Annotated in this window: 22 protein-coding genes; 15 read left to right on the forward strand and 7 right to left on the reverse strand. The window is 51.0% G+C overall.

Features of this window, described 5'->3' with window-relative positions:
- Positions 1-1945, reverse strand: a 1945-nt coding sequence (locus tag AC4FIC_RS11615) for a M16 family metallopeptidase (protein WP_490359416.1), incomplete at its 3' end; no start/stop codon positions are given.
- Positions 1946-2309: 364 nt separating this feature from the next.
- On the opposite strand from AC4FIC_RS11615, the gene AC4FIC_RS11620 reads away from it, so the two are divergent.
- From AC4FIC_RS11620 to galE, 8 genes are all read left to right on the forward strand, one after another.
- Entirely contained in the window at positions 2310-3419 is a 1110-nt protein-coding gene (locus AC4FIC_RS11620) for a cytochrome c3 family protein (protein ID WP_273285784.1), read from the forward strand.
- Between the two features lie 33 nt (positions 3420-3452).
- Positions 3453-5075 carry a tetrathionate reductase family octaheme c-type cytochrome gene (locus AC4FIC_RS11625; protein ID WP_476194465.1) on the forward strand — a complete coding sequence of 541 codons (1623 nt, stop codon included), beginning with the start codon at positions 3453-3455 and terminating at the stop codon, positions 5073-5075.
- Positions 5072-5710, forward strand: coding sequence for a cytochrome b/b6 domain-containing protein (locus AC4FIC_RS11630; RefSeq protein ID WP_193437301.1), 639 nt, complete (start codon positions 5072-5074; stop codon positions 5708-5710). The genes AC4FIC_RS11625 and AC4FIC_RS11630 overlap by 4 nt, the downstream gene beginning before the upstream one ends.
- Positions 5711-5936: 226 nt before the next feature.
- On the forward strand, positions 5937-7868 hold the full coding sequence (gene thrS, locus AC4FIC_RS11635) for a threonine--tRNA ligase (protein WP_100257937.1): 1932 nt from the start codon (positions 5937-5939) through the stop codon (positions 7866-7868).
- 48 nt (positions 7869-7916) lie between these two features.
- Positions 7917-8411: a translation initiation factor IF-3 gene (gene infC, locus AC4FIC_RS11640; protein ID WP_319418077.1), complete on the forward strand. Its 495-nt coding sequence runs from the start codon at positions 7917-7919 to the stop codon at positions 8409-8411.
- 193 nt (positions 8412-8604) lie between these two features.
- Positions 8605-8799 carry a 50S ribosomal protein L35 gene (gene rpmI, locus AC4FIC_RS11645; RefSeq protein WP_100257935.1) on the forward strand — a complete coding sequence of 65 codons (195 nt, stop codon included), beginning with the start codon at positions 8605-8607 and terminating at the stop codon, positions 8797-8799.
- Positions 8800-8814: 15 nt separating this feature from the next.
- Positions 8815-9177, forward strand: coding sequence for a 50S ribosomal protein L20 (gene rplT / locus AC4FIC_RS11650; protein ID WP_100257934.1), 363 nt, complete (start codon positions 8815-8817; stop codon positions 9175-9177).
- Positions 9178-9378: 201 nt separating this feature from the next.
- Complete coding sequence (galE, locus tag AC4FIC_RS11655) at positions 9379-10392, forward strand: UDP-glucose 4-epimerase GalE (RefSeq protein ID WP_100257933.1); 1014 nt, start codon at positions 9379-9381, stop codon at positions 10390-10392.
- A gap of 14 nt (positions 10393-10406) precedes the next feature.
- Here galE and AC4FIC_RS11660 read toward each other — a convergent pair whose 3' ends face one another.
- Positions 10407-10871, reverse strand: a complete 465-nt coding sequence (locus tag AC4FIC_RS11660) for a Fur family transcriptional regulator (protein ID WP_100257932.1) — start codon at positions 10869-10871, stop codon at positions 10407-10409.
- A gap of 119 nt (positions 10872-10990) precedes the next feature.
- Here AC4FIC_RS11660 and AC4FIC_RS11665 point away from each other — a divergent pair, with 119 nt between their 5' ends.
- From AC4FIC_RS11665 to AC4FIC_RS11680, 4 genes are all read left to right on the forward strand, one after another.
- On the forward strand, positions 10991-11911 hold the full coding sequence (locus AC4FIC_RS11665; RefSeq protein WP_100257931.1) for a metal ABC transporter substrate-binding protein: 921 nt from the start codon (positions 10991-10993) through the stop codon (positions 11909-11911).
- 291 nt (positions 11912-12202) lie between these two features.
- Positions 12203-13345: a M14 family metallopeptidase gene (locus AC4FIC_RS11670; protein WP_273285781.1), complete on the forward strand. Its 1143-nt coding sequence runs from the start codon at positions 12203-12205 to the stop codon at positions 13343-13345.
- Between the two features lie 206 nt (positions 13346-13551).
- Positions 13552-15795: an ATP-binding protein gene (locus AC4FIC_RS11675; RefSeq protein ID WP_100257929.1), complete on the forward strand. Its 2244-nt coding sequence runs from the start codon at positions 13552-13554 to the stop codon at positions 15793-15795.
- A complete protein-coding gene (locus AC4FIC_RS11680; protein WP_227003684.1) occupies positions 15785-17170 on the forward strand; it encodes a sigma-54-dependent transcriptional regulator in 1386 nt (461 codons plus the stop codon). The genes AC4FIC_RS11675 and AC4FIC_RS11680 overlap by 11 nt, the downstream gene beginning before the upstream one ends.
- 93 nt (positions 17171-17263) lie before the next feature.
- Here the strand turns inward: AC4FIC_RS11680 and AC4FIC_RS11685 are convergent, their stop codons facing one another.
- From AC4FIC_RS11685 to AC4FIC_RS11700, 4 genes are all read right to left on the reverse strand, one after another.
- A complete protein-coding gene (locus tag AC4FIC_RS11685; protein ID WP_193437300.1) occupies positions 17264-18655 on the reverse strand; it encodes a TRAP transporter large permease in 1392 nt (463 codons plus the stop codon).
- Positions 18652-19290, reverse strand: a complete 639-nt coding sequence (locus AC4FIC_RS11690; protein ID WP_100257927.1) for a TRAP transporter small permease subunit — start codon at positions 19288-19290, stop codon at positions 18652-18654. The genes AC4FIC_RS11685 and AC4FIC_RS11690 overlap by 4 nt, the downstream gene beginning before the upstream one ends.
- Before the next feature lie 179 nt (positions 19291-19469).
- A complete protein-coding gene (locus AC4FIC_RS11695; RefSeq protein ID WP_100257926.1) occupies positions 19470-20477 on the reverse strand; it encodes a C4-dicarboxylate TRAP transporter substrate-binding protein in 1008 nt (335 codons plus the stop codon).
- Positions 20478-20910: 433 nt separating this feature from the next.
- Complete coding sequence (locus AC4FIC_RS11700) at positions 20911-22812, reverse strand: VacB/RNase II family 3'-5' exoribonuclease (protein WP_100257925.1); 1902 nt, start codon at positions 22810-22812, stop codon at positions 20911-20913.
- Between the two features lie 154 nt (positions 22813-22966).
- Between AC4FIC_RS11700 and AC4FIC_RS11705 the strand changes: the two genes are divergently transcribed.
- Both AC4FIC_RS11705 and AC4FIC_RS11710 read left to right on the forward strand, forming a co-directional pair.
- Entirely contained in the window at positions 22967-23161 is a 195-nt protein-coding gene (locus tag AC4FIC_RS11705; protein WP_100257924.1) for a hypothetical protein, read from the forward strand.
- Positions 23162-23287: 126 nt separating this feature from the next.
- Positions 23288-23596, forward strand: coding sequence for a hypothetical protein (locus tag AC4FIC_RS11710; protein ID WP_100257923.1), 309 nt, complete (start codon positions 23288-23290; stop codon positions 23594-23596).
- A gap of 8 nt (positions 23597-23604) precedes the next feature.
- Here the strand turns inward: AC4FIC_RS11710 and AC4FIC_RS11715 are convergent, their stop codons facing one another.
- Positions 23605-23982, reverse strand: coding sequence for a SirB2 family protein (locus tag AC4FIC_RS11715; protein WP_100257922.1), 378 nt, complete (start codon positions 23980-23982; stop codon positions 23605-23607).
- Positions 23983-24009: 27 nt separating this feature from the next.
- Between AC4FIC_RS11715 and AC4FIC_RS11720 the strand changes: the two genes are divergently transcribed.
- Positions 24010-25128, forward strand: coding sequence for a mechanosensitive ion channel family protein (locus tag AC4FIC_RS11720; protein ID WP_273285777.1), 1119 nt, complete (start codon positions 24010-24012; stop codon positions 25126-25128).
- Positions 25129-25154 lie beyond the last annotated feature (26 nt).

Genomic DNA, 25154 nt, shown 5'->3' on the forward strand with positions numbered 1-25154 from the left:
CAACTTGGATGGCGCCTCTGGGCAGTTGAAAACGAAGCGTAACCTGTGCCTGCTGCACCGCTTGAACGGTCGCCGCCGGGAATCTCCCCTCTGTTAAAGCGATATGCAATAACCTCAACCAATCCATGGCACGCTCCGAGGGCGAGTAACCGTACAAGCCTCGGCTGGACAAGGTGTAGCTTGGAAATATCGACATATCGTTTTCGTTAAGCCATTGCTCAAGCTCGAATGCGTCTAGGTTGCGTAAGCCCGCCCGGTTCAGGACGGTCGTGGCATGGCGAGCACTGGGAGTTTCAGCCGGGCTGACGGCCGCGAGTCCACCCAGGCCGGCCAAATTAAATTCAACGCCCTCATAATTATTATCGTACCGATGCCGGATCGTCATGCCGTTGCCGAGTGACCATTCGGTAACCTCATTATCATATTCTTTTTTGGAGCTCACGCCATAAGATGGTTTGGGTGCGATCTCTAAGTCCAACTGGGGTAATTCATCGCCTTGGTTTGGTACTACAGCCGTCGCTAAACTCACGCTCGTGAGCCATTCTCTCACCTGCTCTTCGCTCGGCGCCGCCGCTGCGGGTTTAGTTAGTATGCGAATACGGTGCTGTGTATCGGTCACCTGCTTGAAGGCGTTTTGCACATCATCGGTGGTCAAGTTTGGCAACTCTCTTTTGAGTGCCTTGAGCCATTTTTTCTGACCTCTGACTGGCCAACCATCGAGAAACAACAGCTCCAGTTGATTGGCAAGGTGGTCGGCAGAATCCTGTTGAGCCTGCTCATGTTCCAGCCAGGCAGTGCGCAACTGATCTAATTCGAATTGGCTGATGCCGTTGCGGATCAGTGAGAGTCGTTCAGTCTCAAGTAGGCTAATAACCTGTTGGAATTTATCGTCTGGTACGTCGGCCCTTAACGTGACAATGCGTTGTGTGGTATCGGGGTGTTCCCAATCATAGCCGGCGGACAATTCCAAATTTTGTCTATGGGCCGATTCATCGACTCTATCTAACCAGATATCCAAGCCTGCTTGCCATGCCAGCATCGGAAGGTAGTCGTCTGTTTGGCTAATGGGTTCGATTGCGGTGATAAAGTTTAGCCCGACACTATTGGTCTGGGTGAACTGGTCTGAAAATAGCAAATAATTGGCAGAGTTACTGAAGTTGATAGGGTAGGCTGTTGGCTCAATATAGGTGCTGGTGCTGTTAGGCTGAAAGTATTGATCAAAAATCCCTTGCGTAAAGTCAGTGTTGATATCGCCTGCGATAATAATGGCCATATTTTCGGCGACGTACCATTTTTTGTAGAACGCTGTCAGCAAGGCAGGCGTCGCGCTCTGTATGCTCTCTGCTGTCCCTATAGGTTTCCGATTAAGCTGCTGCGTGCCGGCGTAACGACCTTGAAATGCCTGCGCCGTGACAGTTTCCGCGTCGGCTGCGCGACCCAACTCTTGAAGCAAAACGTCCTTTTCCTGCTTAACCCCGATCTCGCTGAATTCGATCGCACTGACCCACTCGCTTAAAATCTCGACGGCACCGGCAAGCTTGTCTGTATTGGCGGATTTCAGATCTAGCGTATAGACCGTTCGGTCAAATGTGGTGACGGCATTCGAATGGGCACCAATGCTCAGACCGAGCTCTTTGAGTCGTGTCTGGAGGGCTCCGTCTGGAAACTTGGCACTGCCATTGAAGGCCATGTGCTCGACAAAGTGTGCATAGCCCAATTGGCTATCGGTTTCTTGCAGGCTACCAATCCTGACCACCAGTTTTAGGGTGACTTCATTATTAGAATCAGAATTTTTGTTTTGCCAGAGGTATAGCTTCGGCACGCCGGAAGTGCTTTCTGCTGAGTAATCGCCCTGGGTAGGTAAAAAAGAACAGGAGGAGAAAGCAAGCGTTAGCAGGACAACAAGGCCTGCTAATAAGCGCCTAATTTTGATTGAATAATGCATTGGCTTTCCTTCTATTAACTCTGAGTGCTTCCTAGCACCGTTGCTGCTTTAACCCGCTACCTAATCAAGTTGTAGCGGTTCAAAATATGAAGAATAAGACTAGGGCGGTCTATTTATCCGGTCAAGATGGAAAGTTGTTAGCAGGTATAAATGGCAGCTTTTAGGCTGGCGCTCCATCGTCTTGATAGATATTCAGTCCGGGTTAAAGTGAATTTACATCAAGCCAACACACAAGGACCTTAATCGTAAGAAGTATTGATCTCAATCAGGTATTTAATTAGGCCTTATCTCGTAATGCACTAAAATAATTAGGTAGTGAATTTACCGAGACTTTGCAAATAATGAAAATACTGGAGCCAGTCTTATGACGCCTTGTCGATCGACCTATCTCGTTGCTTTACTAGCCCTTAGTTTCGCTGCATTACTCGCCAGTGGTTTAGCCACCGCCGAAGAGCGTAAGATTGAAATTCCCTTCTACGACGCCTGGTTAAGTTCTCCCCATGCCGATTTTACTTCAGAGCCCTTTGCCCATTGGAACGACGACGGGGCAGTTGATCAACGCTGTGCGGCATGCCACTCCACCACAGGTCACCTAGACTTTATCGGTGCCGACGGCTCAGCTGTGGGCTCGGTCGAAAAGACGGCACCCATTGAAGAGGGCGTTGCCTGCGTTGCTTGCCACAATAAGGTCACCGGCCAGATGACCGCGGTGACCTTTCCGTCCGGTATGGTCGTTGCGCGTGAGGAGGCCGATGCCCGCTGTATGGATTGTCATCAGGGTAGAGAGTCGGGTGCATCCATTAATGCCATGATCGCTAAGGCCGGTGTCGGCGATGATACGGTCGATGCGGCTTTGAAGTTCCTGAATGTGCATTATGCCGCCGCGGCGGCAAGCCGCTTTGGATCTGAGGCCGGGGGCGGTTACGAATACGCCGGTGAGGATTATCTCGGGTTTTATTTTCACGATGACTACGCGACCCAATGCAATGATTGCCACAATCCGCACACGACCAAGGTTGAGCCGCTGTTCTGTGCCGAATGTCATGAAGAGGTAACGTCGATAGATGATTTTGCCTTTATCCGCAGCAGCACAGGCGACTTCGATGCCGACGGCGATAGCAACGAGGGCATCAAGCAGGAAATCGAAGGACTGCATGCCATTCTCTATGCGGCCATGCAAACCTACAGTGAGAAAATAGTGAACGCCCCGCTGGCATACGATGGCCATGCCTACCCATACTTTTTTGCTGATACCAACGGCAATGGCCAGGTCGATGAAGATGAGGCGGTCCGAGCCAATGGCTACCAACAATGGACACCGCGTTTAGCGCGAGCGGCCTATAACTATCAGTTTGCTGCTAAGGATCCGGGCGGCTATACCCACAATCCCCAGTATATGCTGCAGCTATTGAATGACAGCGTGCAGAACCTGGGTGAAAAGGTGCCGGTCCCGGCTACTGTGCGCCCCGATTAAACCGCGCGCCTCGACTAAAAGGCATAGGTCTGTATGACGTTACACTATTCTGAACTGCCGGCGCGAAAGGGCCGGCGGTTCTGTTTTGTCGGTCTGTTGTTAATTGGCTTGTTTTCGGCTGTCCCTGTTGTGGCAGCACCGACGGCAGATCACAGCCAATTCGACGCCCTTCAAGTCCCCTTTAGCGACATCGAACAGATCAATGCCGCCTGTGTTGGCTGTCATAATGTGGCCGAAGATCAGCTGCATAAGACTCTTCATTGGCAGTGGGACATCGCTCTGGAAAATGGTGAACAATATGGCAAGCTGAATGTCATTAACGCCTACCACCCCAATATCGCGTCCAATAGCCAGGCCTGTGGCAGTTGCCATATTGGCTTTGGCTTGGCCAAAAAAATCACCGATGGCATTGCGCCGGCGGCGGTCGATTGTTTGGCCTGCCACGACACCAGCGGCGAATACTTCTATTTCCGCTTTCATCAAGACGGGGCCGAATGTGCCATGTGCCATGACGACGGGGCCGATGCGATGAAGCAACGGGTCAAGACGCAGGGCGAAAAATACACCCTGTCGCTTAGGGCCATGGCTCAGTCGACTGGCGCCACCTCGACGGCCACCTGCGGCAGTTGTCACTTCTACGATGGCGGCGCCGATGGTGCCAAACATGGCGATCTGGATAGCTCGTTGTTCGACGCGGATTTTGCCGTTGATGTCCATATGAGTGCCGACGGCGCAGACTTCACCTGCAGTTCCTGTCATCAGAGCATTGATCATCAGTTGTTTGGCAGTCGTTATCAGGCGCACAGTGTCGGCGATGACCAGGGCGTCAGTGCGCTCACCGGTGCACGTGCTACCTGCGTGTCGTGCCATGGCGACCGGCCGATGCAGGACGATAAGCTCAACGATCACACCGATGTTATCGCCTGTCAGACCTGCCATATTCCCACCTATGCCCGCGGTGGCATTGCCACCAAAACCAAATGGGATTGGTCCACGGCCGGCGAACTGAGCCGCAGTAAGCGGCCCAAGGTTGAGCTCAATAGCGCCGGTCGGGTGAGCTATGCCAGCCAAAAGGGGCATATGGAGTACGGTGAAAACCTAAAGCCGGTCTATCGCTGGTTTAATGGAGCGATGGTCTTTAAAGCGCCCGGCGCCGAGGTGAATAGCGACGGGGTGACGCTGATTAATGAGATCCAGGGGTCGTCGCAGGATGGCATCTCGAAGATCTTTCCATTCCATCAAATCACCTCAATCCTGCCCTACGATACCCAGAGCCAGCAGCTGATGCCGATGAACTTGGCGGGCCGCAGTAGAGATGCCTACTGGAATGGCTACAACTGGCCAAAGTCGCTCAAGGCCGGTGCCAAGGCGGCGGGTATTGAATTCTCTGGCAATTTCGATTTCACCGAAAGCCAAATGTCCTGGCCGCTCAATCACACGGTGGCACCCAAAGAACAGGCCTTAAGCTGTAACGCCTGCCATGGCGCAACATCTGACGGTCTATTGGATGAGGTCGAGGGGCTCTACATTCCGGGTCGGCGGCAACATGCTTGGCTCGATCGTTACGGCGTGTTGGCGCTGCTCGTGACCTTTCTGGGTGTGGCCGGTCACGGCACCCTGAGAGCCTATTTCGGCTGGCGGAGGAAACAGCTATGACTGAGATAACCGAACGCATCTATCTGTTTAAATGGTTTGAACGCTTTTGGCATTGGTCGCAGGCGGTGTTAATTATCCTCATGGCCATTACCGGTTTTGAAATCCATGGCAGTTACAACCTGTTTGGTTTCCACACCGCGATCGACATCCATGTATATTCCGCCTGGATCCTGATTGTGCTTTGGGTCTTTACCATCTTTTGGCATCTAACCACCGGTGAATACAAACACTATATTCCCACCTGGAAGGGACTCACCCAGCAAATTCTTTATTATATGCAGGGTATCTTTACCGGTGCGCCGCATCCGTTCCATGCCAGTGCCAAGGCCAAGCACAATCCGCTGCAACGCATTGCCTATCTGCTGCTCAAGGTGATGATGATCCCGCTGATCTGGGCCAGTGGCCTGCTCTATCTGTTTTACAATGACTGGGCTGCCTGGGGTCTAGTCGAGCTGGGCTTAACCTTGGAGCAAGTTGCTGTGGTTCATGTCCTAGCGGCCTTTTTGCTGCTGCTATTTTTAATCGCCCACCTGTATCTGATTACCACCGGCGCAACCGTCTTGCAGTTTACCAAGGCCATGATCACCGGCTGGGAAGATGTGCCGGTGGAGCACAACAAGCAACCCAAGCTCTAAGCCCATCAGCGGGGCGCTCTGCCTCGCCGAATCGCCCTGCTAAACGGCCGACGGCCATTGTTCTACTCGCCTGCTGTGCTATTATCCGCCGCTCGACGCATCCCATGATGCATTGTGTCGGGTGTACGGTCCTTTGGTAAGGGTAGGCATCCAACGCAATTAACACCTGACTAGTTACAGTCCAACACGTGGCCTTTGGTAGAGGTCACCACTGAAGGAGAACAGCATGCCTATTATTACCTTGCCCGATGGTTCCACCCGCGAATTCGATCAACCCGTCTCCATTATGCAAATCGCCGAGGCGATTGGCCCCGGTCTAGCCCGCAACACCCTAGCTGGCCGCATTGACGGTGTCCGTGTCGACGCCTGTGACCTGGTGACTCAGGATGCCAAGATAGAAATTATCACCCCCAAGGATGACGACGGTCTGGAGATCATTCGTCATTCCTGTGCACATCTGTTGGGCCATGCCCTGAAGCAGCTTTACCCCGACGTTAAGATGGCCATTGGGCCGACGATCGAGAACGGCTTTTATTACGATATCGATATGGCACAGCGCCTAACCGAAGACGACCTGGACAGCATCCAGAAGCGCATGCTGCAGTTGGCTAAAACCGATTATGCCGTGGTTAAAGAGACCGTCAGTTGGCAGCAAGCCTTCGACGCCTTCGATGCGCGCAACGAACCCTATAAGAAAGAGATACTGGAACAGAACATCGCGCGCGATGATCGTCCGGGTCTCTACCATCACGAAGAATATGTGGATATGTGTCGCGGCCCGCACGTGCCGAACATGAAATTCTGTCAACACCTTAAGCTGATGCGCATCTCTGGTGCTTACTGGCGTGGCGACAGCAAAAATCAGCAGCTCCAGCGTATTTATGGCACCGCCTGGGCGGATAAAAAGCAGCTCAAAGAATATATGTTCTTTCTCGAAGAAGCCGAGAAGCGCGATCATCGTAAAATTGGTAAAAAACTTGACCTGTTCCATCTCCAGGAAGATGCCCCGGGTATGGTGTTTTGGCATGCCAATGGTTGGACCATCTATCAGGTGATCGAGCAGTATATGCGCCAGAAGCAGCACGCCTATGGTTACCAAGAGATCAAGACACCGATGATCGTCGATCGCTCCCTATGGGAACGCTCCGGCCATTGGGATAAGTTTAAAGACAGTATGTTTACCACTCACAGCGAATCGCGTGACAACGCGGTGAAGCCGATGAACTGCCCCTGCCATATCCAGGTCTTTAATCAGGGTCTGAAGAGTTATCGCGATCTGCCGTTGCGCTTGGCTGAATTTGGTTCTTGTCACCGCGATGAGTCTTCTGGCTCACTGCACGGCATTATGCGCGTGAAGGGCTTTGTGCAGGACGATGCCCACATCTTCTGCGCCGAAAATCAGGTGCAGGCGGAGGTGGCCAAGTTCATCGACATGCTGGAAGAGGTTTATCACGACTTTGGCTATGATGAGTTTATCCTCAAACTGTCGACTCGCCCGGAACAACGGGTCGGTTCCGACGAGGTTTGGGATAAATCTGAAGCCGCACTCGCCGAAGCATTGAACGCAACGGGCAAAGAATGGGCCTATTTACCCGGCGAAGGGGCCTTTTATGGTCCAAAGATTGAATTTACCCTGAAAGACAGTCTGGGTCGGCTCTGGCAATGTGGTACCATCCAGGTCGATTTTTCAATGCCGGGTCGTCTCGACGCCCAATATGTCGATGAGCATGGCGAACGCCAGACGCCGGTGATGTTACACCGGGCCATTGTCGGCAGTTTTGAACGCTTTATTGGTATTTTAATCGAACAGCATGCGGGCGCGATGCCAGCTTGGTTGGCCCCAACTCAGGTAATGATTTGTAATATTACCGACGCTCAGGCCGAAACTGTGCAATTAATTGCCAAAAACCTTGAAAATGAAGGATTTAGAGTACGATCTGACTTGAGAAATGAGAAGATCGGCTTTAAAATCCGCGAGCACACAATTCAGCGCGTTCCCTATTTGCTGGTTGTGGGCGACAAAGAAGTAGAAAACGGCACCGTTGCGGTTCGAACTCGTGAAGGTGAGGATTTAGGCGTAATGCCATTAGCCGAATTTAGTCAACTGTTGCGCGGCGCGATAGCGCGCAAGAGCCGAATCAGCAAAGATGAGGAATAAGTTATAAAACGTAACGCGAGAGCGGCTAAAAATGATAGCCGACATGTCATTAATGAGCAGATAGACGCAGTCGAAGTACGCTTAATTGCGGAAGATGGCGAACAATTGGGCGTAGTATCGTTAGAAGAAGCGATTAAAAAAGCGCGTGAGGCTGGCCATGAATTGGTTCAGATCTCCAATTCGGACCCTGTCGTTGCAAAAATCATGGATCTTGGCAAGAAACTCTACGAAGAGAAGAAGGCGAAAGCCGTTGCCAAGAAAAAGCAATCTCAGGTGCAGGTTAAGGAAATCAAATTCCGACCTAATACTGATATTGGTGACTATAACGTTAAGTTGCGTAACCTTATTCGTTTTCTGGAAGAAGGTAACAAGGCCAAAATCACCTTGCGCTACCGTGGTCGCGAAATGGCCCATCAAGAGCTCGGCATGGAGCTGTTGAAGCGGGTTGAAGGCGATTTGTCTGAGTATGGTGCCGTTGAGCAGCATCCGAAGATGGAAGGTCGTCAACTGACCATGGTGATATCACCGGCCAAGAAAAGGTAATTTGCCCGGGAAATTCATTTCCCGAGCGAACCCGGAGGCAGCTCGTTAGTCTCCGGTTAACGAAGACGACCCGCTTTTGAGGTCGTTTTTTATTAAAAGGCAACCGCTAGCTTCGAGGGGTTCCAAGGTCCTAAACGACTGACCCTGCACTACGTATGTGAAACGGTAATTGAAGTAAATCAGGAGATTGAAAATGCCAAAGATGAAAAGCAATTCTGGCGCTAAAAAACGCTTTAAGCGCACGGCGAACGGCTTTAAACACAGACAGTCTTTCCGTAGCCATATCCTGACTAAGAAAAGCAGCAAACGGATCCGTCAGTTACGCGGTATGTTGCAAGTTTCTGCCGCAGACAAGGCGCTTGTTAAGCGCATGCTGCCTTACATCTAATACAGGAGATTTAATATGGCACGTGTAAAACGCGGTGTTGTCGCTCGTAAGCGCCACAAGAAAATTCTAAAGCTAGCCAAAGGTTATTATGGAGCTCGTTCACGAGTCTTCCGTGTTGCCAAGCAAGCGGTTATCAAAGCAGGTCAGTATGCATATCGTGACCGTCGTCAGCGTAAACGCCAATTCCGCGCTCTGTGGATTGCCCGTATCAATGCTGAATCACGCGTCAATGGTCTGTCTTATAGCAAATTCATCAACGGCTTGAAAACAGCCATGATTGAAATTGACCGTAAAGTACTTGCCGATCTGGCTGTTTACGACAAGGTTGTTTTTGCAGCCATCGCAGAACAGGCCAAAGCTGCATTGCTTAAAGGCTGATTAGAATTGATTGAGAAACCCGCTTCGGCGGGTTTTTTTTGGCCTGCGTTTGTGCCCCAAGGGTGCTGAACAATTGAGCTGGAAAGACAGGCTGCGCTGCAGTGACTGGAGTCCGCCAGCGGCCGGGCGAGTGAAAATAGCCTTGGTCGCGCAGCGCCAGAGTGGGTATTATGGTCGCTACTTTTATTAAAGGAGATGCATATGACGGTTTTAGTCACCGGTGGTGCCGGTTATATCGGCAGCCATACTTGCCTGGAATTGCTCAATGACGGACAGGATGTCTTGGTCTTGGACAACTACTCGAACAGCTCGGCCGAGTCGCTGACACGAGTGAAAGCCCTAAGCGGTAAATCGCTCACCTTTGTGCGCGGTGATATCCGCGATCGCGCCTTACTCGATACCCTATTTCAACAGTACCGCATTGACTCGGTGGTGCACTTTGCCGGTCTAAAGGCTGTCGGTGAAAGTACCGAGCAACCACTGGCGTATTTTGACAACAATGTTGCTGGCAGCCTGACGCTGTTGCAGGCCATGCAAGAGGCTAAGGTGTTTCGCTTTGTGTTTAGCTCCTCGGCCACCGTTTACGGCGACCCGGCAACCGTACCCATTTTAGAATCCTTCCCGTTAAGCGTCACCAATCCCTATGGTCGCACCAAACTGATGGTGGAAGATATGTGCCGCGATTTGGCAGCATCCGATGCGCGCTGGCAAATTGCGCTGTTGCGCTACTTTAATCCGGTCGGCGCCCATCCCAGCGGTACCATCGGCGAACAGCCCAATGGTATTCCCAATAACCTAGTGCCCTACATTACCCAGGTGGCGATCGGTCAACGCGCCTTCCTGTCGGTCTTTGGCGACGACTACGATACGGCCGATGGCACCGGCGTGCGCGACTACCTGCATGTCGTCGACCTGGCCCAAGGCCACCTCAAAGCCTTATCGAAAATCCAAACTCAACCGGGTTGTGTGGCCTATAGCCTAGGCACCGGTCAGGGTTATTCAGTGCTGGATATGATCACCGCCTTTGAAAAGGCGTCCGGGCAAAAAATTCCCTATCAGGTGGCGCCGCGGCGTCCGGGGGATATTGCCTGCTGTTATGCCGATCCATCCTTCGCGGCACAGGAATTGGGCTGGCGCACGACCAAGGGACTCGATGAGATGATGGCCGACTCCTGGCGTTGGCAGAGTCAAAACCCGAACGGATACGGCAAGTAGCGTTCTAGTAGGCGCTATTGGGCAATGGCCTGGGCACAGTCGGTGCACAGGCATTTCAATTCCAACTGCGATTGCGTCAAAACAAAGCCGGCCTGCTCAACACTGATCTTTAGCGCGGCAAAGATTTCCTTCTGTATGCCAATCTCCTTGACCTGATGACACTGCTCACAAAGCAAAAACTGTGGCACCTGGTGTGTATGATTGCAGGTGCTGTGCGCGCAGGAGACAAACTTATTGGCCGAGGCCAGCTTGTGAGCCAGATTATTTTCGGTCAAGAAATCGAGCATCCGATAGATCGACATAGGCGGTATCGACTGACCAAACTGTTCCTTGCACTGCTCGGCCAGCTCATAGGCTGAGAGCGGGGTATCGGAGGCCAGCAACAGGGTGAAGACGTTACGGCGCTTGGGGGTCAGCTTAACACCGGCCTTGTCGGACGCATCGTCGGCTCGTATCGTCGCGGCTTTTAGGGTGGTCATGATAGCTCTCACTTCAGTCGCGTTAGGGCGGATGGTTCATGGCAGAAGAGTTGGTTAATTAAATGATATGATATATCATTGCACACTAACCATACTACTTAGAAGGCCTATCTTAGCCCATGCATTCTTCTATTTCCGCATCATCTCGCCGAAAGTCGTTTATCTTACTGCTAATGGGCCTGACATTACCGCTCTTCTCCGTCGCAGCCGATAAAATCAAGGTCGTTGCCACCTTTAGTGTGCTGGCCGATATGGTCGAACAGATTGCCGGCGACGCCATTGAGCTGACCACGTTGGTCGGGTTGAACAGCGATGCCCACGTATACCAGATTCGACCGATAGACGCTAAGCACGTCAGCGAAGCGGATCTACTGGTCACCAATGGCCTGGGTTTTGAGGGTTGGCTCGGTCGGCTGGAACAGTCTTCCGGCTTCAAGGGGCGCAAGTTGGTGGCATCGGACGGGATCGAGGCCATTCACCATGAAGGGCACGCCGATCACGCCGATCATGGCGACGGCGATCTCGATCCCCATGCCTGGCACAGTCTGAGCAATGGTCGCCAATACGTCAGCAACATAGCCCAAGCCTTGATCGACGTCGATCCAGCGCATGCAGACCACTATCAGCGTAATCTGGTGCGCTACCTGGCAGAGATCGATGCTCTAGACCTTGAACTGTCGGGCCGGGTCGCAGCCATTCCCGAGGGTCAAAGGCGGGTCATTACCTCTCACGATGCCTTCGCCTATCTGGCCCAGGCCTATGGCTTTGAATTTTTCTCGCCGCAACGCATTAGTACCGAAGCCCAGCCCTCTGCGCGGGATATTGCCCAATTAATTCGCCAGATTCGCGAGCAGGGCATTGGTGCACTCTTTATCGAAAACATCAGTGACGATCGCTTAATGCAACAGATCGCCAGTGAAACCGACGTTAGGCTGGGCGGCAAGCTCTACTCTGGTGCCCTGTCCGCAGCCAATGAGCCGGCCTCAACCTACTTGGCCATGATGCGCCACAATGTCACGCTGTTGTTGGCGGCGTTCTAACCACCCTAGGCAGCAAGCTGCGTCTGTCAAGGCAGGCAAGGCAAGGGGTGGTGAAAGCCTCTTTGGGTTGCTTAGAGGCCCACGGGGAGCTCGGCGGGCAGCGTTAAGAGGTTCGGCGATCGCTGTGCTTGCCACCAGGGGTTAATCTATGCAATCTTGTTCAGCAAGGGGCCCACTGACGATCGTCGTACAGCACTATTTCCGTCCGCGAAGTACTCCGATGTCCGAGTGGCCTAACCACCCTATACATTCTCCATTGGCCTACTGCCAATCAAGCGAAGACACTTAATTATGCATATTACTGATAACTTCGACAGCGGCAACATCCGTGTTATTGATGCATCCGATGCCGGCAATATCCAGCTGGAAATAAAGCACGATCATCAATCAGAATTTTTCCAATGGTTTCATTTTAAATTACAAACCGATCCGGTCCGGCCGGATGACGCGCAAGAGCATGTTATTCATTTAATAAATGCCGGTAAATCGGCCTATGTTCAGGGTTGGGTCGATTATCAAGCCGTCGCCTCTTACGACCGTGATCATTGGTTTCGGGTGCCGACCCAGTTTGATGGTGAAAAACTCACCATGCGTTTAACACCAGAATACGACTCGGTCTATTTTGCCTACTTTGCACCCTACAGCTATGAGCGCCATCAAGATCTGATTCACAGCGCCCAAATGCACCCCGATTGCCAATTGCATGTACTCGGCCAAACGCTCGATGGCCGTGACATGAGCCTATTAAAAGTAGGCACAGACGGTGAAGGTAAACGCGTCGTTTGGATTACGGCACGGCAACACCCGGGCGAAACCATGGCCGAATGGTTTGTGGAAGGTTTGGTAGACCGCTTGTTAAATGAGAATGATGGAGTCGCCCGGGCTCTAATAGACCAGGCGGTGTTCTATATTGTGCCCAATATGAATCCAGACGGCAGCGTCCGGGGTCATCTGCGGACCAATGCCGTTGGCGCGAACTTGAACCGAGAATGGTTAGAGCCGAGCATGGAGCGGAGCCCGGAAGTCTTCTTGGTGCGTGAGAAAATGCTCCAGACCGGGGTCGACATGTTCCTGGACGTGCATGGAGATGAGGCATTACCGGTTAACTTTGTCGCCGGTTGTGAAGGTGTCGTGGCTTACGACGCCCGCCATAAAGCACTAGAGGACAAATTCAAAGCCATCATGATCGCCATTACCCCTGAGTTCCAAGATGAACGCGGATACGGCAGAGGCGCGCCGGGTAAGGCGAACCCAACCGTCGCAACCCATTGGGTTGGCAACCACTTTAGATGTTTAGCCTATACCATTGAAATGCCATTTAAGGACAATGACTTGCTCCCTGATGACAGCGTTGGTTGGTCCGATGGACGCAGCAGCCTGCTGGGACGCGACTTTTTGACCGGTGTTTATCATATGGTTGGTGATTTGCGTTAGGCCCTCCATGCGGCACTATCCGCACTGCGAATAGCAGTGCAGTCGCATTTATGTTCGTCAATGGGTGTACAAAAAGCTTTCTTATCCAGGTTTCAGCACACCCGTTGATCAGATAGTACCTAATATGAGGGGATAAAACTAAAAGAGGACTGCCAGGTCTTAAGAGGGTTTGTTATAGTCAGGGAAAGGCCGAAATAATAACAAAAATGTCTGTTTTAAAGCATTCAAAACGAATGAATCACCCACCGCAAATCGAGGGTACCGTGGCGAATCGAAATCTGAATGGTGGCTACAACTCAAGACTACTGGTCACTTTGCTGTTAAGTTTAGCCGTTTTTCTATTTCTATTGGCAATGTTCGATAAAAAATTCCGCGCAAGTGAAACCGACAAGCTGCAAGAACAAGCAAGTCAACGATTATCTGTTTATCAAAACTCGTTGTTAACCAGTATTGAACAATACGAATTTTTACCCGCAGTGCTGTCAACGGATCCAAGAATTTTGCATGCATTAACAGAGGGGTCCGCTGTAAGTGAAAGCTCTCCACTGTTAAGCCAAACAAATGATAGAGCAGGATCTGACGAGATATTCTTGATGAATAAGGATGGCCTGACCATTGGGTCGTCTAATTATCTTTCGAATACCAGCTTTGTTAATCAAAACTACGCCTTCAGACCCTACTTTAAAATTGCAATCGAAGGCGGCCTTGGGGTCTATTTTGCAGTAGGGGCGACGAGCGGGAAAGCGGGGCTTTTTCTTGCTGAAGCCGTGTATGTTGATGGCGTCGTTACCGGTGTTATTGTTGTGAAAATATCCTTGGCAGCGCTGGAAAATAGTTGGGTGCAGTCGGGAGAAAAGGTTTGGCTTTCCGACGAACTTGGCATTGTATTTTTATCCTATGATGCTCGATGGCAATACCTGGGTCTGCGGCCGTTAAGCCTGAAAGACCAAAAATTGGTAGCGGAAACCAAACAATACGGTACCGAGGAAATCGAGCTGTTTGCAATAAAAGACGATAATTCCAAATATTCCTCGGTTGAATTGAAAGGTGAGTCCGAGCACATTTTGTTTCAACAGGATATTCAGGGTTTGGGTTGGAAGATTAGCTGGCTCTATTCAAAGGCAGAGTTCACAAAAGCCATAAACTTGAAAAAAATATACCTATTTTCGCTTTATGTGTTCATGATAATTTCGGGACTTTGGGTTCGTGAACGTATTAAAAGCGCTCAAACCCAGAAACACATTAGCCAGCTGATTCAGCAAAGCGAGGAACATCAGCGCGCGATCATCGAAAATACCGATGCGGGCCTTATTGTATTGCGCAACGACGGCATTACAACCTTCATCAATCCTCAGGCGAAGTTGCTTTTTCGACTAGAAGATGATTCATTGCCCGATATTCAATTGTTGATTTCGCCCTGGCGTGGGATACACGCCACAGTCAGGCCAACCGATGCCACTGGTTTGCGTACAGACGGCACCAAGGTACCCATTCTCGTCTCAACCAGCGCAATCGGAACCACCGGTGAGCACGAATACCTCGTCACTATTCACGACGTGAGCGAGCTGAAATCTGCACAGTTAAATTTATTAAAGAGCAATGATGCACTGGAACAGCGGGTTATTTCTCGAACTGAAGAGCTTCGCCAAGCGGAAAATGAACTCAACCAGTCACAGAGGCTGGCGTCTCTGGGCCGTATGTCTTCTGCCATTGCGCACGAAATAAACCAACCCATTACCGCCTTATCCAGTTATGCCGCAAGTAGTGAATTGTTGTTGCATCGTAACGATCATGAGAAAGTAGCGATAAATTTGACCAAAATAAAGGGTCTGATCGAGCGCCTCTCCTATATCAGTCGACAGCTGCGAATGGTCTCTGGTAAACGTAATACCGGCCTATCGACAATACGGATACTACCGGTTGTTCAATACGCACTAGACGTTTTGAAAACAAAAACGGAGCAACTGAAGGTAAAGGTCGAAATAGACATCGGTGAGTTTGACGAGGCTCAAGGTAATTCGATGATGCTCGAACAGGTAGTTGTCAACCTGGTTAGCAATGCTCTCGACGCGGTGATAAGTAAGACGGTTCGAGAAATATATATACGTTCTAGGCATGGATCTGGTCTTCGCTTAAGTATCGAAGATACCGGTCAAGGATTGAATCCAGACGACCTGCCGCACATATTTGAGCCCTTTTATTCAACGAAGGACATGGGTGAAGGGCTGGGCCTGGGTCTTGCTATTAGCTACAGTCTTGTGACCGATATGGGTGGCAAGCTTACCGTATCAAGCCAGGTTGGAAATGGCTCATTATTTAATATTGACCTCTTATCTTCATCTATAAACGTGAAAAATAACACGACTGAAAGTTTCGTATTCGATACCACCGATACCACCGATACCACCGAAGTCGCAAGTAAATTGCTGGGGAATAGAGTTGAAAAATAATCCAAACATGTACCATGTAATGGTTGTCGATGACGATCCAGCCATTCGTGAATCATTGGAGCAGTGGCTAAGTCTGGCCGATATAGAGGTTAAAACCTATGCCAGCGCACACGCTGCGTTGATAGATATTCCAAAGGATTATCCGGGTGTTATTGTTAGCGATGTGCGTATGCCGGCTATGGATGGCATGGAGTTTTTGAAACGGGCATCTAAGAACATACCGTTTATCCTAATAACGGGCCATGGCGGTATTACCCTCGCCGTAGAAGCCATGAAGGCGGGCGCCTACGATTTCGTCGAAAAACCTTATAATCCCGAGCGTCTGGTCGATATGATAAAAACGGCTTGCAAGCAGCGGCAGCACTATTTGGCGAACAAGAAAACCGAAGTTAGTGCTTATGATTTGAATGGCATTGAATCAAAAATAATTGGTCAGTCTGCCGCGGTGATAAGATTACGAAAACGCATACTAGCGCTCGCAAAGGTAAATTCAGATGTCGTTATTAGCGGCGAGACCGGCTCCGGTAAAGAGTTAGTCGCGCAGTGCTTGCATGAATACAGCGTTCGACGCGAACATGCTTTCGTGCCCATCAATGTGTCGGCGATCCCTGAAAACCTAATTGAATCCGAGTTGTTTGGTTACGAGGTGGGTGCCTTTACGGGGGCCACTAAGAGCCACTCGGGCAAGTTTGAATACGCTCATGGCGGCACCCTGTTGCTCGATGAGATTGAAAGCATGCCTATGTACTTCCAAGTAAAGATATTGCGGGTGTTGCAAGAGCGAGAGGTTGTGCGCATAGGGTCACATACTCCGAAAAGGATCGATGTGCGCATCGTGGCAGCCACCAAAAAAGACTTGAAGCTGGCCGTGCAAGAAGGCGACTTTAGGGAAGACCTCTATTATCGTCTGTTGGTGTCCGAAATTAAGATCCCGCCGCTGCGCGACCGTAAGGAAGATATTGTAATGTTGTTTAAACACTTCCTAACCAAGGCGGCCAATTTCAATGGTTTGGTATGCCCGGAAATATCTGTTGAAGAGGGACTGGTTTTGGAAACCTATAGCTGGCCGGGTAATATTAGAGAACTCAAAAACACGGCCGAGCGCTATATGCTAATTCACCACATTGATGACGTATCGGTGCAAGAACTGTTGCAGGTTAGCCAACCCGAGCTGTCGGGGTCGAATACGTTAATGTCTGAGGCTTCGCTGAGTGCCCGATTAGAGCATGTCGAAAAGATGCTTATCGACGCTGAGCTCAAGCTTCATGAGGGTAATATAAAGACGGTAATGGATGTCCTCGATTTGCCGAGAAGGACGTTGAACCAAAAGATGCAAAAGTATGGGCTCAGGCGTGAAGAATATTTGCCAAATTAGTGCGATTAAAAGACGACTTTAAGCTTATCGAATGGTCACTACGCAGCCGTGGGAACCACCTAAACGCCCCATCCCGAGGCGCTTAGTTTGCGACTACATCATCGACGGCAACCAAAGCACAATGCTCGGCACGGCTATTAAAACTGCAATGGTGAGCACGTCTGCGGCGAAAAAGGGGGTGACACCGCGAAATACATCCTGAACCGAAATGTCTTTTCGGACCCCAGCCACGACAAAGCAGTTCAAACCAATGGGCGGTGTTATCAAACACAACTCGGCCATCTTTACGACAATAATCCCGAACCATATGGCGCAGCCGGTAGAGGAGACGCCAAAGGCTGAATCCGCTGCGGTCACTAGCGGTCCACCATTTAAGGCGATGATAGCTGGGTACACGACTGGCAACGTGAGCAGTAGCATACCGATGGCATCCATAAACATGCCGAGTACGGCATAGGCCAATAGAATAAACAGTAATGTTATGTAGGGGCTTTGGTCGATACCCGCAATCCAGGCCGAGAAGGCATTGGGTAAGTCAGCAAAGCCTAAAAACCGTACATACAGTAGAACGCCCCAAATCATGGTGAAGATCATCACCGTTAACTTAGACGATTCCATAAGCGCGTCTTTTAAGGTGCTCCAACGCATACCCTTATAAAATGCCATGGCCATAATCACGCCGGCACCCAAGGCACCCGCCTCGGTAGGCGTGCCAACACCCCCGTAAATACAAACCATGATGATAAAAATCACAAAGAAAATGGGTAGAGTTCCGGGTATCGACTCAAAGCGTTGCTTCCAAGTGAAGCCGCGCACCGGTGGTCCCAAATCCTTGTTCATCAGTGCGAGGAAAACCACCAGGCCACCGTAAATAAATGCCGAAACGATTCCGGGAATGAAACCCGCCATTAGCAAGGTGCCGACATCCTGCTCAACGATAATTGCATATATCACTAAAATGGCTGACGGTGGAATCAAGGAGGCTAATGTACCGCCGGCGGCAACAACGCCAGCCGCAAAGCGCTTGTCATAGCCCATCTTGAGCATTTCAGGAATGGCGACGCGGGCAAACACGGCGGAGGTCGCGACCGAGGCCCCGGATACAGCGGCGAAACCGGCAGTAGAAAACACCGTCGCCACGCCGAGGCCACCCGGCAGCCAGCCAACCCAACGTTTCGCCGCTTCGAATAAGGCTTTGGTTAAGCCCGCATGATAGGCCAGATAGCCAATGAGGATAAAGGTCGGGATAAGCGAAAGGGACAAGGTGGTGGCCTTTGAATGGGGTATGGTACCGGCCATCTTTACAGCAACAATAAAGCCTTTCTCAAAACCCATCTTAGCCGAAAAAATCCACACCAAGCCTAAAAATCCGGCACCGGCGGTTGCAAAGGCTACACGCACACCAATTAAAACAAAAATCAACATTACAAACGATACAATTACACCAATTTGGAGCGGCTCCGCCGTACTCATAAATTCAATCATGATTGCTCCTGCGATTCTTTGTCGTATTCCGAAGCAGCGCCTAAACTTTCTGCCTCTCTATTTGCTTGCGTCGCAGCATCTTCAATAAAGGGCACGCCCACTGGTTGTTCCGACCCTAACAGGATAGCCCGCGAGTAGGCCCACAACTGAAGCAAAAGGCGCAGCATCAAAAAGGACAAGGCGACTGGCACCAATAATTTTGCCGGCCATATCGGTATGCCAATATCCATAGAGCTGTCGCCATTGGTAAATGCCCGGTAGAAATGGAAGTAACTGCCATACACCAGAACTGCGGTAATGAGTAACATAAACAAGGTTGAGGCCCACTCAGCCACCCACAGGGCGCGCCCTTTCATTAAACTCAATAGAATATCCATGCGTATGTGGCCACCTAAGCGTTGGCAATAGGCAATGCCGATAAATGCAAAGACGGCCATGAATTGCTCAACCCAATCGATGTATCCTGTTACCGGTAAATTAAACAACCATCGACCGAGCGAATTAGCAATTGCCAACGCGACTAACATTGAAATTGTGATCCCACCAATAAGTGAAAACCAACTTTCCAGTTTAAAAAGCTGTTGGTCAAATTTACTCAGACGAGTGGAATCTTCACGAATGATCGAAGACGACATAGTAACTCCCAAAAAAACCTATAAAACCGCAGCGCTCACAAAAATTTTGCCAGAGTGCTGTCGTTTTATGGGTAATATATTTTGATGTTTAGCTGAAGTTCTAAACAACTACTGCAGGGCAGTAGCTGGTTAGAAAAGTTCTTTTCGCCAAGTTCTTTTCGCCAAGTTCTTAGCGAATATTACTTTGCGAGAGTGGAAAGCACTAGGTCATAGAGTTCCTGTGCAGGAAGACCACGGTCATTCATTTTAGTGATCCAAGCAGAATGGACTGGGCCCGCTGCTTGCTCTTTAAACGACGCAAGTTCAGCAGCTGAAAAGGTTACAGACTCAATGCCGCGCTCTGTAAGTTTTGGTCCCCATGCTGCCATGGTCTGGTTGTTGTAGTAGTCCACATAGTAGGCCAATGCCTCATCGACCGAACTTGACAAGGCTTCTTTGTGCTCAGCACTTAGGTTGGCGAAGGCATCGGTATTGACCACAACCGGGCAGTTAACGGTGCCGGGGTTCAGGTTGGTGGTCCACCATTTGGCTGCTTCAACCGTACCGAAAGACATGTGAGCATGGGGAGCAAAGGACACTGCATTGATCACACCAGAATCAAGTGCTTGACGAACTTCGGTAGCCGACATCGACGTTGGTACGGCACCAACCGTTTTCAAAGCTTCACCAATACCACCGGTAGCGCGAACACGCATACCTGCGAAGTCGGCGACTTTAGAGGGGGCTTCACCGACACCGACAATGTTGTACTGTGGTAATGGTGACGGCATCAGCAATTTCGCGTTCCAGCGAGCTAAGTCCTTCACAACGGCAGGATGGTTGTATATGGCTTGAGAAACGGCAATTTCTTCTTCAAGAGAACCAACACCCATAAACGGCAACTCGAGCACTGTAATGCTTGGGTTTTTATCAGGGTGGTACCCCGCGCAGAATTGCGCCATTTCAAACGCACCAAATGAAATGCCATCGAGGTTTTCAGTGTTTTTGGATAAAGTGCCGTAAGAGACGTTCAGGGTGAACTCACCGTTGGTCTTAGCAGAAACCAGCTCCGCTAGCTTTTCAACATGCTCGGTAAAGGCTCTTCTTTTGCCCCAAACTGACACATTCCATTCTGTCGCTGCAACGTTCACAGCGGTAAAAGAAGCTAACACCACGCCTGCAACGGCGATTTTTGCATTGAATTTCATTGTTGTTTCTCCAAATTTTTTATTATTTTGATCTGGTGAGCGTTTTGGAATTGGAAACTTATTGTCAAGCAGCCAACCAAAGGATCAATCTAGGAACGCAAATACCGTGCCTAACCGGTTTATTTATTTGGCACCGCCATAACGGGCTGTTAGCGCATGTTGGTTTGAGGGCCGAGCCTAATAGGCGTATTAATGCTTATTATGTTCAGGCAGTGAGCGAGATTTCGCCTATCTAGTAATGCAGTAGGACTAGGTATATGCCCGTAACAGGTCCGTAAAGGATTACCGGATGAGCAATATGAATCGAACAAAGGGAAGCGTATTAACGAGTTCGGGTTTTGAAGACCTGCCCGGAGTTTGATCCAGTTGGTTAAATTTAATCCCTTACCCAACGGGGTTCGGGATTTGGATAGACGGCCTTGCCTTGCAGGCATTAGACCAACGCGAGCATCATCTTATCGTCTTCGATCCGGGCGACCCTAACCTGCAACGCCTCGCCTAACTGATAGGTATGATCGGCAAACTTGAGCACCATGCGCAAGGCATCATGGCTATAGTCATCCTTTTTGCGGCGCATATCGATTAGGCCGGAGGCGCCATTGTCATCGAGCTGGGCAATAAGGCCGATGGCGGTGACATGCACGACGGTGGCATGCCAGACCTGGTCGGGCTGTTGCGCTAACCACTGCAAACGCAGTTTATTTTCGATCAGATTGCCCACTTGACGCGGTATATTGCCGCGCTCATTGAGGTCGCTGACCAGATCCTCTGCAATCTGCAGCGGCTGGTTTAACAGCTTGGCTTTAATCAGTCGATGGGTGGTCAGGTCGCTGTATTTACGAATCGGCGAGGTGACGGTGGTGTATTGCTCCAATCCCAGGCCAAAGTGGGCCGCAGCACTGTTCGACCAGGCGCCCCGGTCGAAGCGTTTCTGCAGCACGGTTAAGAGGGGGAAGTCGGCCAAGCCAGCCGCCGCCGCCATTATGGTGCGGAAGTCCGTCAGGTCGTGGCCGTTGAGGTTGGCCACTTCCGCGACGGTATCGCGCAATAGGCCCTTCAACTCGGTTTCACGATCGGGTTTGAAGCCGCGGTGCGTCATAAACAGCGCCGAGTCGGCCTTAAGCCAGTTGGCGACCGACGCATTGGTGGCAATCATGGACTCTTCCACAATCTCGCGCGCCACATCACGTGTTTCCTTATCAACAGCGGTTACTCTGAAGTCATTATCGACCCGCACACGGTAATCCGGGCGATCTTGCATCGGGTTACCATGCTGTCGACGCCAACCGGCCATCGCCGAGGTAGCCTGTTGCAAGGGCAGCAATTGCTGGTAGTCTGCCGGTAACAGGTTGGTGTCGGTCAACCAGAGCGCGACATCGGCATAGCTGAGCTTGCCACGACTGCGCACATGCGCCGTCTGAACTCGCAGGTCGGTAACGGCACCATCGGCCGCGATACTCAGTTCAAACACCAAGGCCGGACGTTGGCAATCCGGCTGCAACGACATGGCACCGTTGGCCAGCACCTCGGGCACCATGGGCAGGGTCAGGCCGGGCAAATAGGTGGTGCTCAAACGCCGCCGGGCGGCCAGATCGAGCAGCGAGCCGGGCGTGACAAAGAGCGAGGCATCGGCGATAGCCACCGATAAGAGCCAACCGTCACCAGTGCTCTGAGCATGCAGCGCATCGTCCATATCTTGGGTCGAGGCTGAATCGATGGTGACGAAGGGCCGATCGGTGAGATCGACATAGTCGCTCTGCGGCGCTAGCTGGCCCTGACATAGAGCCTCGGCTTCGGCCAATTCAGGGGCAGAGAAGGTCTCTTCTAAACGATGTTCCTGGATCGCCAAGCTGTACCAGGAGCGATTGTTATCGGCACTGCCCAACAGGCGGATAATCTCGGCTTGCGCCTTACCGGTCTCCCACGGGTGGCGGCGCAGTTTGGCAACGACCATTTCATTGTTACCGGCTTCTAAGGTTTGCTTAGGGGGTACAAATAACCAACCGGAGAAGGCTGAATTAAAGGGTTCCACGCCCTGCGCCTTGCCGCGCACATGATAGATGCCACAGAATTCGTCGATCGATGAGGCCACCAGGCTTTCCAGCTCCGCGCGGGTCTTACCGTCGGCCAGCTCAGTCACGGTAAAGGTCACCTCATCCCCGGGTAAGACCTTGGCCATATCATCGGGCGGCACAAAGTATTCGTCACCATTGGGGCAGGTTACAAAGCCAAAGGATTTACCGGTGCCCTTGATCAAGCCTTGCAAGACCGGCTTACTGGCTGTTATGTCGGTTTTCAGGGACTGGAGCAGTTCAAGGGATTTTGCATCTAACATAGGGGACGACCAATGATTATCGTAAAGCGGCTCATTATACCCACCTGAAAAATTCCACCAACCCAAGAGCGCTTTTTTTTGTAAACTAGATGACCTAAGCGAAGCTGATAAGCCAATCGCAGTAGATCACCTAACCCGAGCAGGGAACAGACCGATGGCCGATATACGTTCACTGGATGCGTTTCGCAAAGCCAGCAAGAAAAAGGCCGCGGCCGGTAAGAGCCTGTGCCTCAATGGCCACCATCGTTGGGCCACCGATACCAGCACCCGCTTTGATAGCCAACAGGGCAAACTGGTCACCCGATCTGTCTGTCAACGCTGCGGGCACAGTCGAGTGACCAGTCAATAGCATGTGGCTTAGATCAAGCCATAGAGGCACCCCGCTGGACAGGTTCTGCGTGTTTTGGGAATAAGGTCACATAATTGACAAGAGTATTGCTTGTGATGGGCGTGTCGGCGCAGTTAATATCGCCCTATGATTGAACCTGCTGTCGTCATTGCCATTCTAGAACCGTTGCAGATCTATGTAGCGGCTGTTTTCATTCCACTGGTCTGTTGGTATTTTGCCTATGGGCTTTCGCTATTGGGCCGTTGGTGTGCATTATGCAGCGGCTATGCGGTGCAAATTGGATTGTTTTTTCTGCTCGACGATGTCGGTCTACCGACCAACCTATTGATACTGATCGCCTCCGCCGCCGCCTATTTTTGGATCGCCACAGCCCTGCTGCACATTCCGGGCATGGCGCGCAAAACGCCCAGCCCAGTCAAACCCGCAGAGCCCTAACTCGAACCCTAGCCGACTAACCATGGGTTTTTGCTGATGGCAACGGCAATAATATAGCCAAACACTGCGATTGCCGCGCCATAGGTAAGCCATTGCTGCATGATGGAGCCCCGACGCTTGATCACCAGGGTGCATAGACCAATATAAACCACCAAGCCGATGACCTTGGCCAATATCCAGCCGCTATTGAACGGATGCAGGCTCAATGTCCACGCCAGGTAGATGGCTGCTAGCAGTAAAAAAGTGTCGACTATATGTGGTAAGATGCGCAGCAATTTCTGTTGCATAATGGCATGTTGTCGAATGGCCAGCGGGCCCCGGATGATAAAGCCCAGAATGGATAACATCGCCAATGTCATATGCAGGTTTTTGATCATTAGATACATAAAATCACCTAGTTGGGAGTGGGAATAATGGATTTTTTTACCAGTGCTATGGCCGAACTGGAACGTTGGCTCGCCGTAAGCGCTGAATTTAGCTGGATAGTACAGGTTTTTGTGATCGTGTTGTTAACGCTGTTTGCAAATTATTTTGTGCGAAAGTTATTTGACCGGTTGTCATCGGCAAGCGTGCAGACGTCAGTCCATTTCGACGATATGGTTGTTGAGACGGCGCGCAAGCCGGTACGCTTCTTTATCTGGATATTCGGCATGTTGCTGGCCGCCGATGTTGTCAAAGACGTCTCCAACGAGGCCATTTTTGACATTATCGAACCGATCCGCGAAGTGTCTTTTATTGTCTTGTTGGCCTGGTTTGCCGTGCGCTTTATCCACCAGGGTGAGCTAACGGTGCAGATGCCCGGCGTACTGGTGAATCCCATGGATGCCACTACCGCTTCGGCGCTGGGCAAGCTGATGCGGTTGTCGATCATCATCACTACCGCGTTGGTTGTCTTGCAGACCCTCGGCTTCAGTGTCTCGGGGGTATTGGCGTTTGGCGGCATCGGCGGTATCGCCGTCGGCTTCGCGGCCAAAGATCTGCTGGCGAATTTTTTTGGCGGTCTGATGATATATCTGGATCAACCCTTTAAAGTCGGCGATTGGGTGCGCTCTCCCGACAAAGAAATAGAGGGTACGGTGGAGAATATTGGCTGGCGCCTGACGCGCATCCGCACCTTCGACAAGCGCCCGCTCTATGTACCCAATGCCACCTTTGCCAATATTTCTGTAGAAAACCCCTCCCGCATGCTGTGTCGGCGCATTAAGGAAACCGTTGGCCTGCGCTATGACGATGCCTCGAAAGTGGCGCAAGTGGTGAGTGATGTGAAGCAGATGCTGATCGAACATAAGGATATCGATAACGACCAGACTATGATCGTGAACGTCGACGCCTTTGCGGCCTCATCGATTAACTTCTTTATCTATACCTTTACCAAGACCACCGACTGGATCGAGTTTCACGCCATTAAGCAGGACGTGATGTTTAAGGTGATCGAGATCGTCGCACGCAACCAGGCCGAATTCGCCTTTCCCACCCAGACTCTGCATATTAAGCACGAACCGGAAGTTCAGGCGCCAGACCGAGCGGGCTAAACTTAGCCTGGTAACGCTCTACCGAG

Source organism: Reinekea sp. (genome assembly GCF_982785585.1).

Coding starts and splice junctions, on each gene's coding strand:
- AC4FIC_RS11620 (WP_273285784.1), top strand. CDS start 2,310: ATGACGCCTTGTCGATCGACCTATCTCGTTGCTTTACTAGCCCTTAGT.
- AC4FIC_RS11625 (WP_476194465.1), top strand. CDS start 3,453: ATGACGTTACACTATTCTGAACTGCCGGCGCGAAAGGGCCGGCGGTTC.
- AC4FIC_RS11630 (WP_193437301.1), top strand. CDS start 5,072: ATGACTGAGATAACCGAACGCATCTATCTGTTTAAATGGTTTGAACGC.
- thrS (WP_100257937.1), top strand. CDS start 5,937: ATGCCTATTATTACCTTGCCCGATGGTTCCACCCGCGAATTCGATCAA.
- rpmI (WP_100257935.1), top strand. CDS start 8,605: ATGCCAAAGATGAAAAGCAATTCTGGCGCTAAAAAACGCTTTAAGCGC.
- rplT (WP_100257934.1), top strand. CDS start 8,815: ATGGCACGTGTAAAACGCGGTGTTGTCGCTCGTAAGCGCCACAAGAAA.
- galE (WP_100257933.1), top strand. CDS start 9,379: ATGACGGTTTTAGTCACCGGTGGTGCCGGTTATATCGGCAGCCATACT.
- AC4FIC_RS11660 (WP_100257932.1), bottom strand. CDS start 10,871: ATGACCACCCTAAAAGCCGCGACGATACGAGCCGACGATGCGTCCGAC.
- AC4FIC_RS11665 (WP_100257931.1), top strand. CDS start 10,991: ATGCATTCTTCTATTTCCGCATCATCTCGCCGAAAGTCGTTTATCTTA.
- AC4FIC_RS11670 (WP_273285781.1), top strand. CDS start 12,203: ATGCATATTACTGATAACTTCGACAGCGGCAACATCCGTGTTATTGAT.
- AC4FIC_RS11675 (WP_100257929.1), top strand. CDS start 13,552: ATGTCTGTTTTAAAGCATTCAAAACGAATGAATCACCCACCGCAAATC.
- AC4FIC_RS11685 (WP_193437300.1), bottom strand. CDS start 18,655: ATGATTGAATTTATGAGTACGGCGGAGCCGCTCCAAATTGGTGTAATT.
- AC4FIC_RS11690 (WP_100257927.1), bottom strand. CDS start 19,290: ATGTCGTCTTCGATCATTCGTGAAGATTCCACTCGTCTGAGTAAATTT.
- AC4FIC_RS11695 (WP_100257926.1), bottom strand. CDS start 20,477: ATGAAATTCAATGCAAAAATCGCCGTTGCAGGCGTGGTGTTAGCTTCT.
- AC4FIC_RS11700 (WP_100257925.1), bottom strand. CDS start 22,812: ATGTTAGATGCAAAATCCCTTGAACTGCTCCAGTCCCTGAAAACCGAC.
- AC4FIC_RS11705 (WP_100257924.1), top strand. CDS start 22,967: ATGGCCGATATACGTTCACTGGATGCGTTTCGCAAAGCCAGCAAGAAA.
- AC4FIC_RS11710 (WP_100257923.1), top strand. CDS start 23,288: ATGATTGAACCTGCTGTCGTCATTGCCATTCTAGAACCGTTGCAGATC.
- AC4FIC_RS11715 (WP_100257922.1), bottom strand. CDS start 23,982: ATGTATCTAATGATCAAAAACCTGCATATGACATTGGCGATGTTATCC.
- AC4FIC_RS11720 (WP_273285777.1), top strand. CDS start 24,010: ATGGATTTTTTTACCAGTGCTATGGCCGAACTGGAACGTTGGCTCGCC.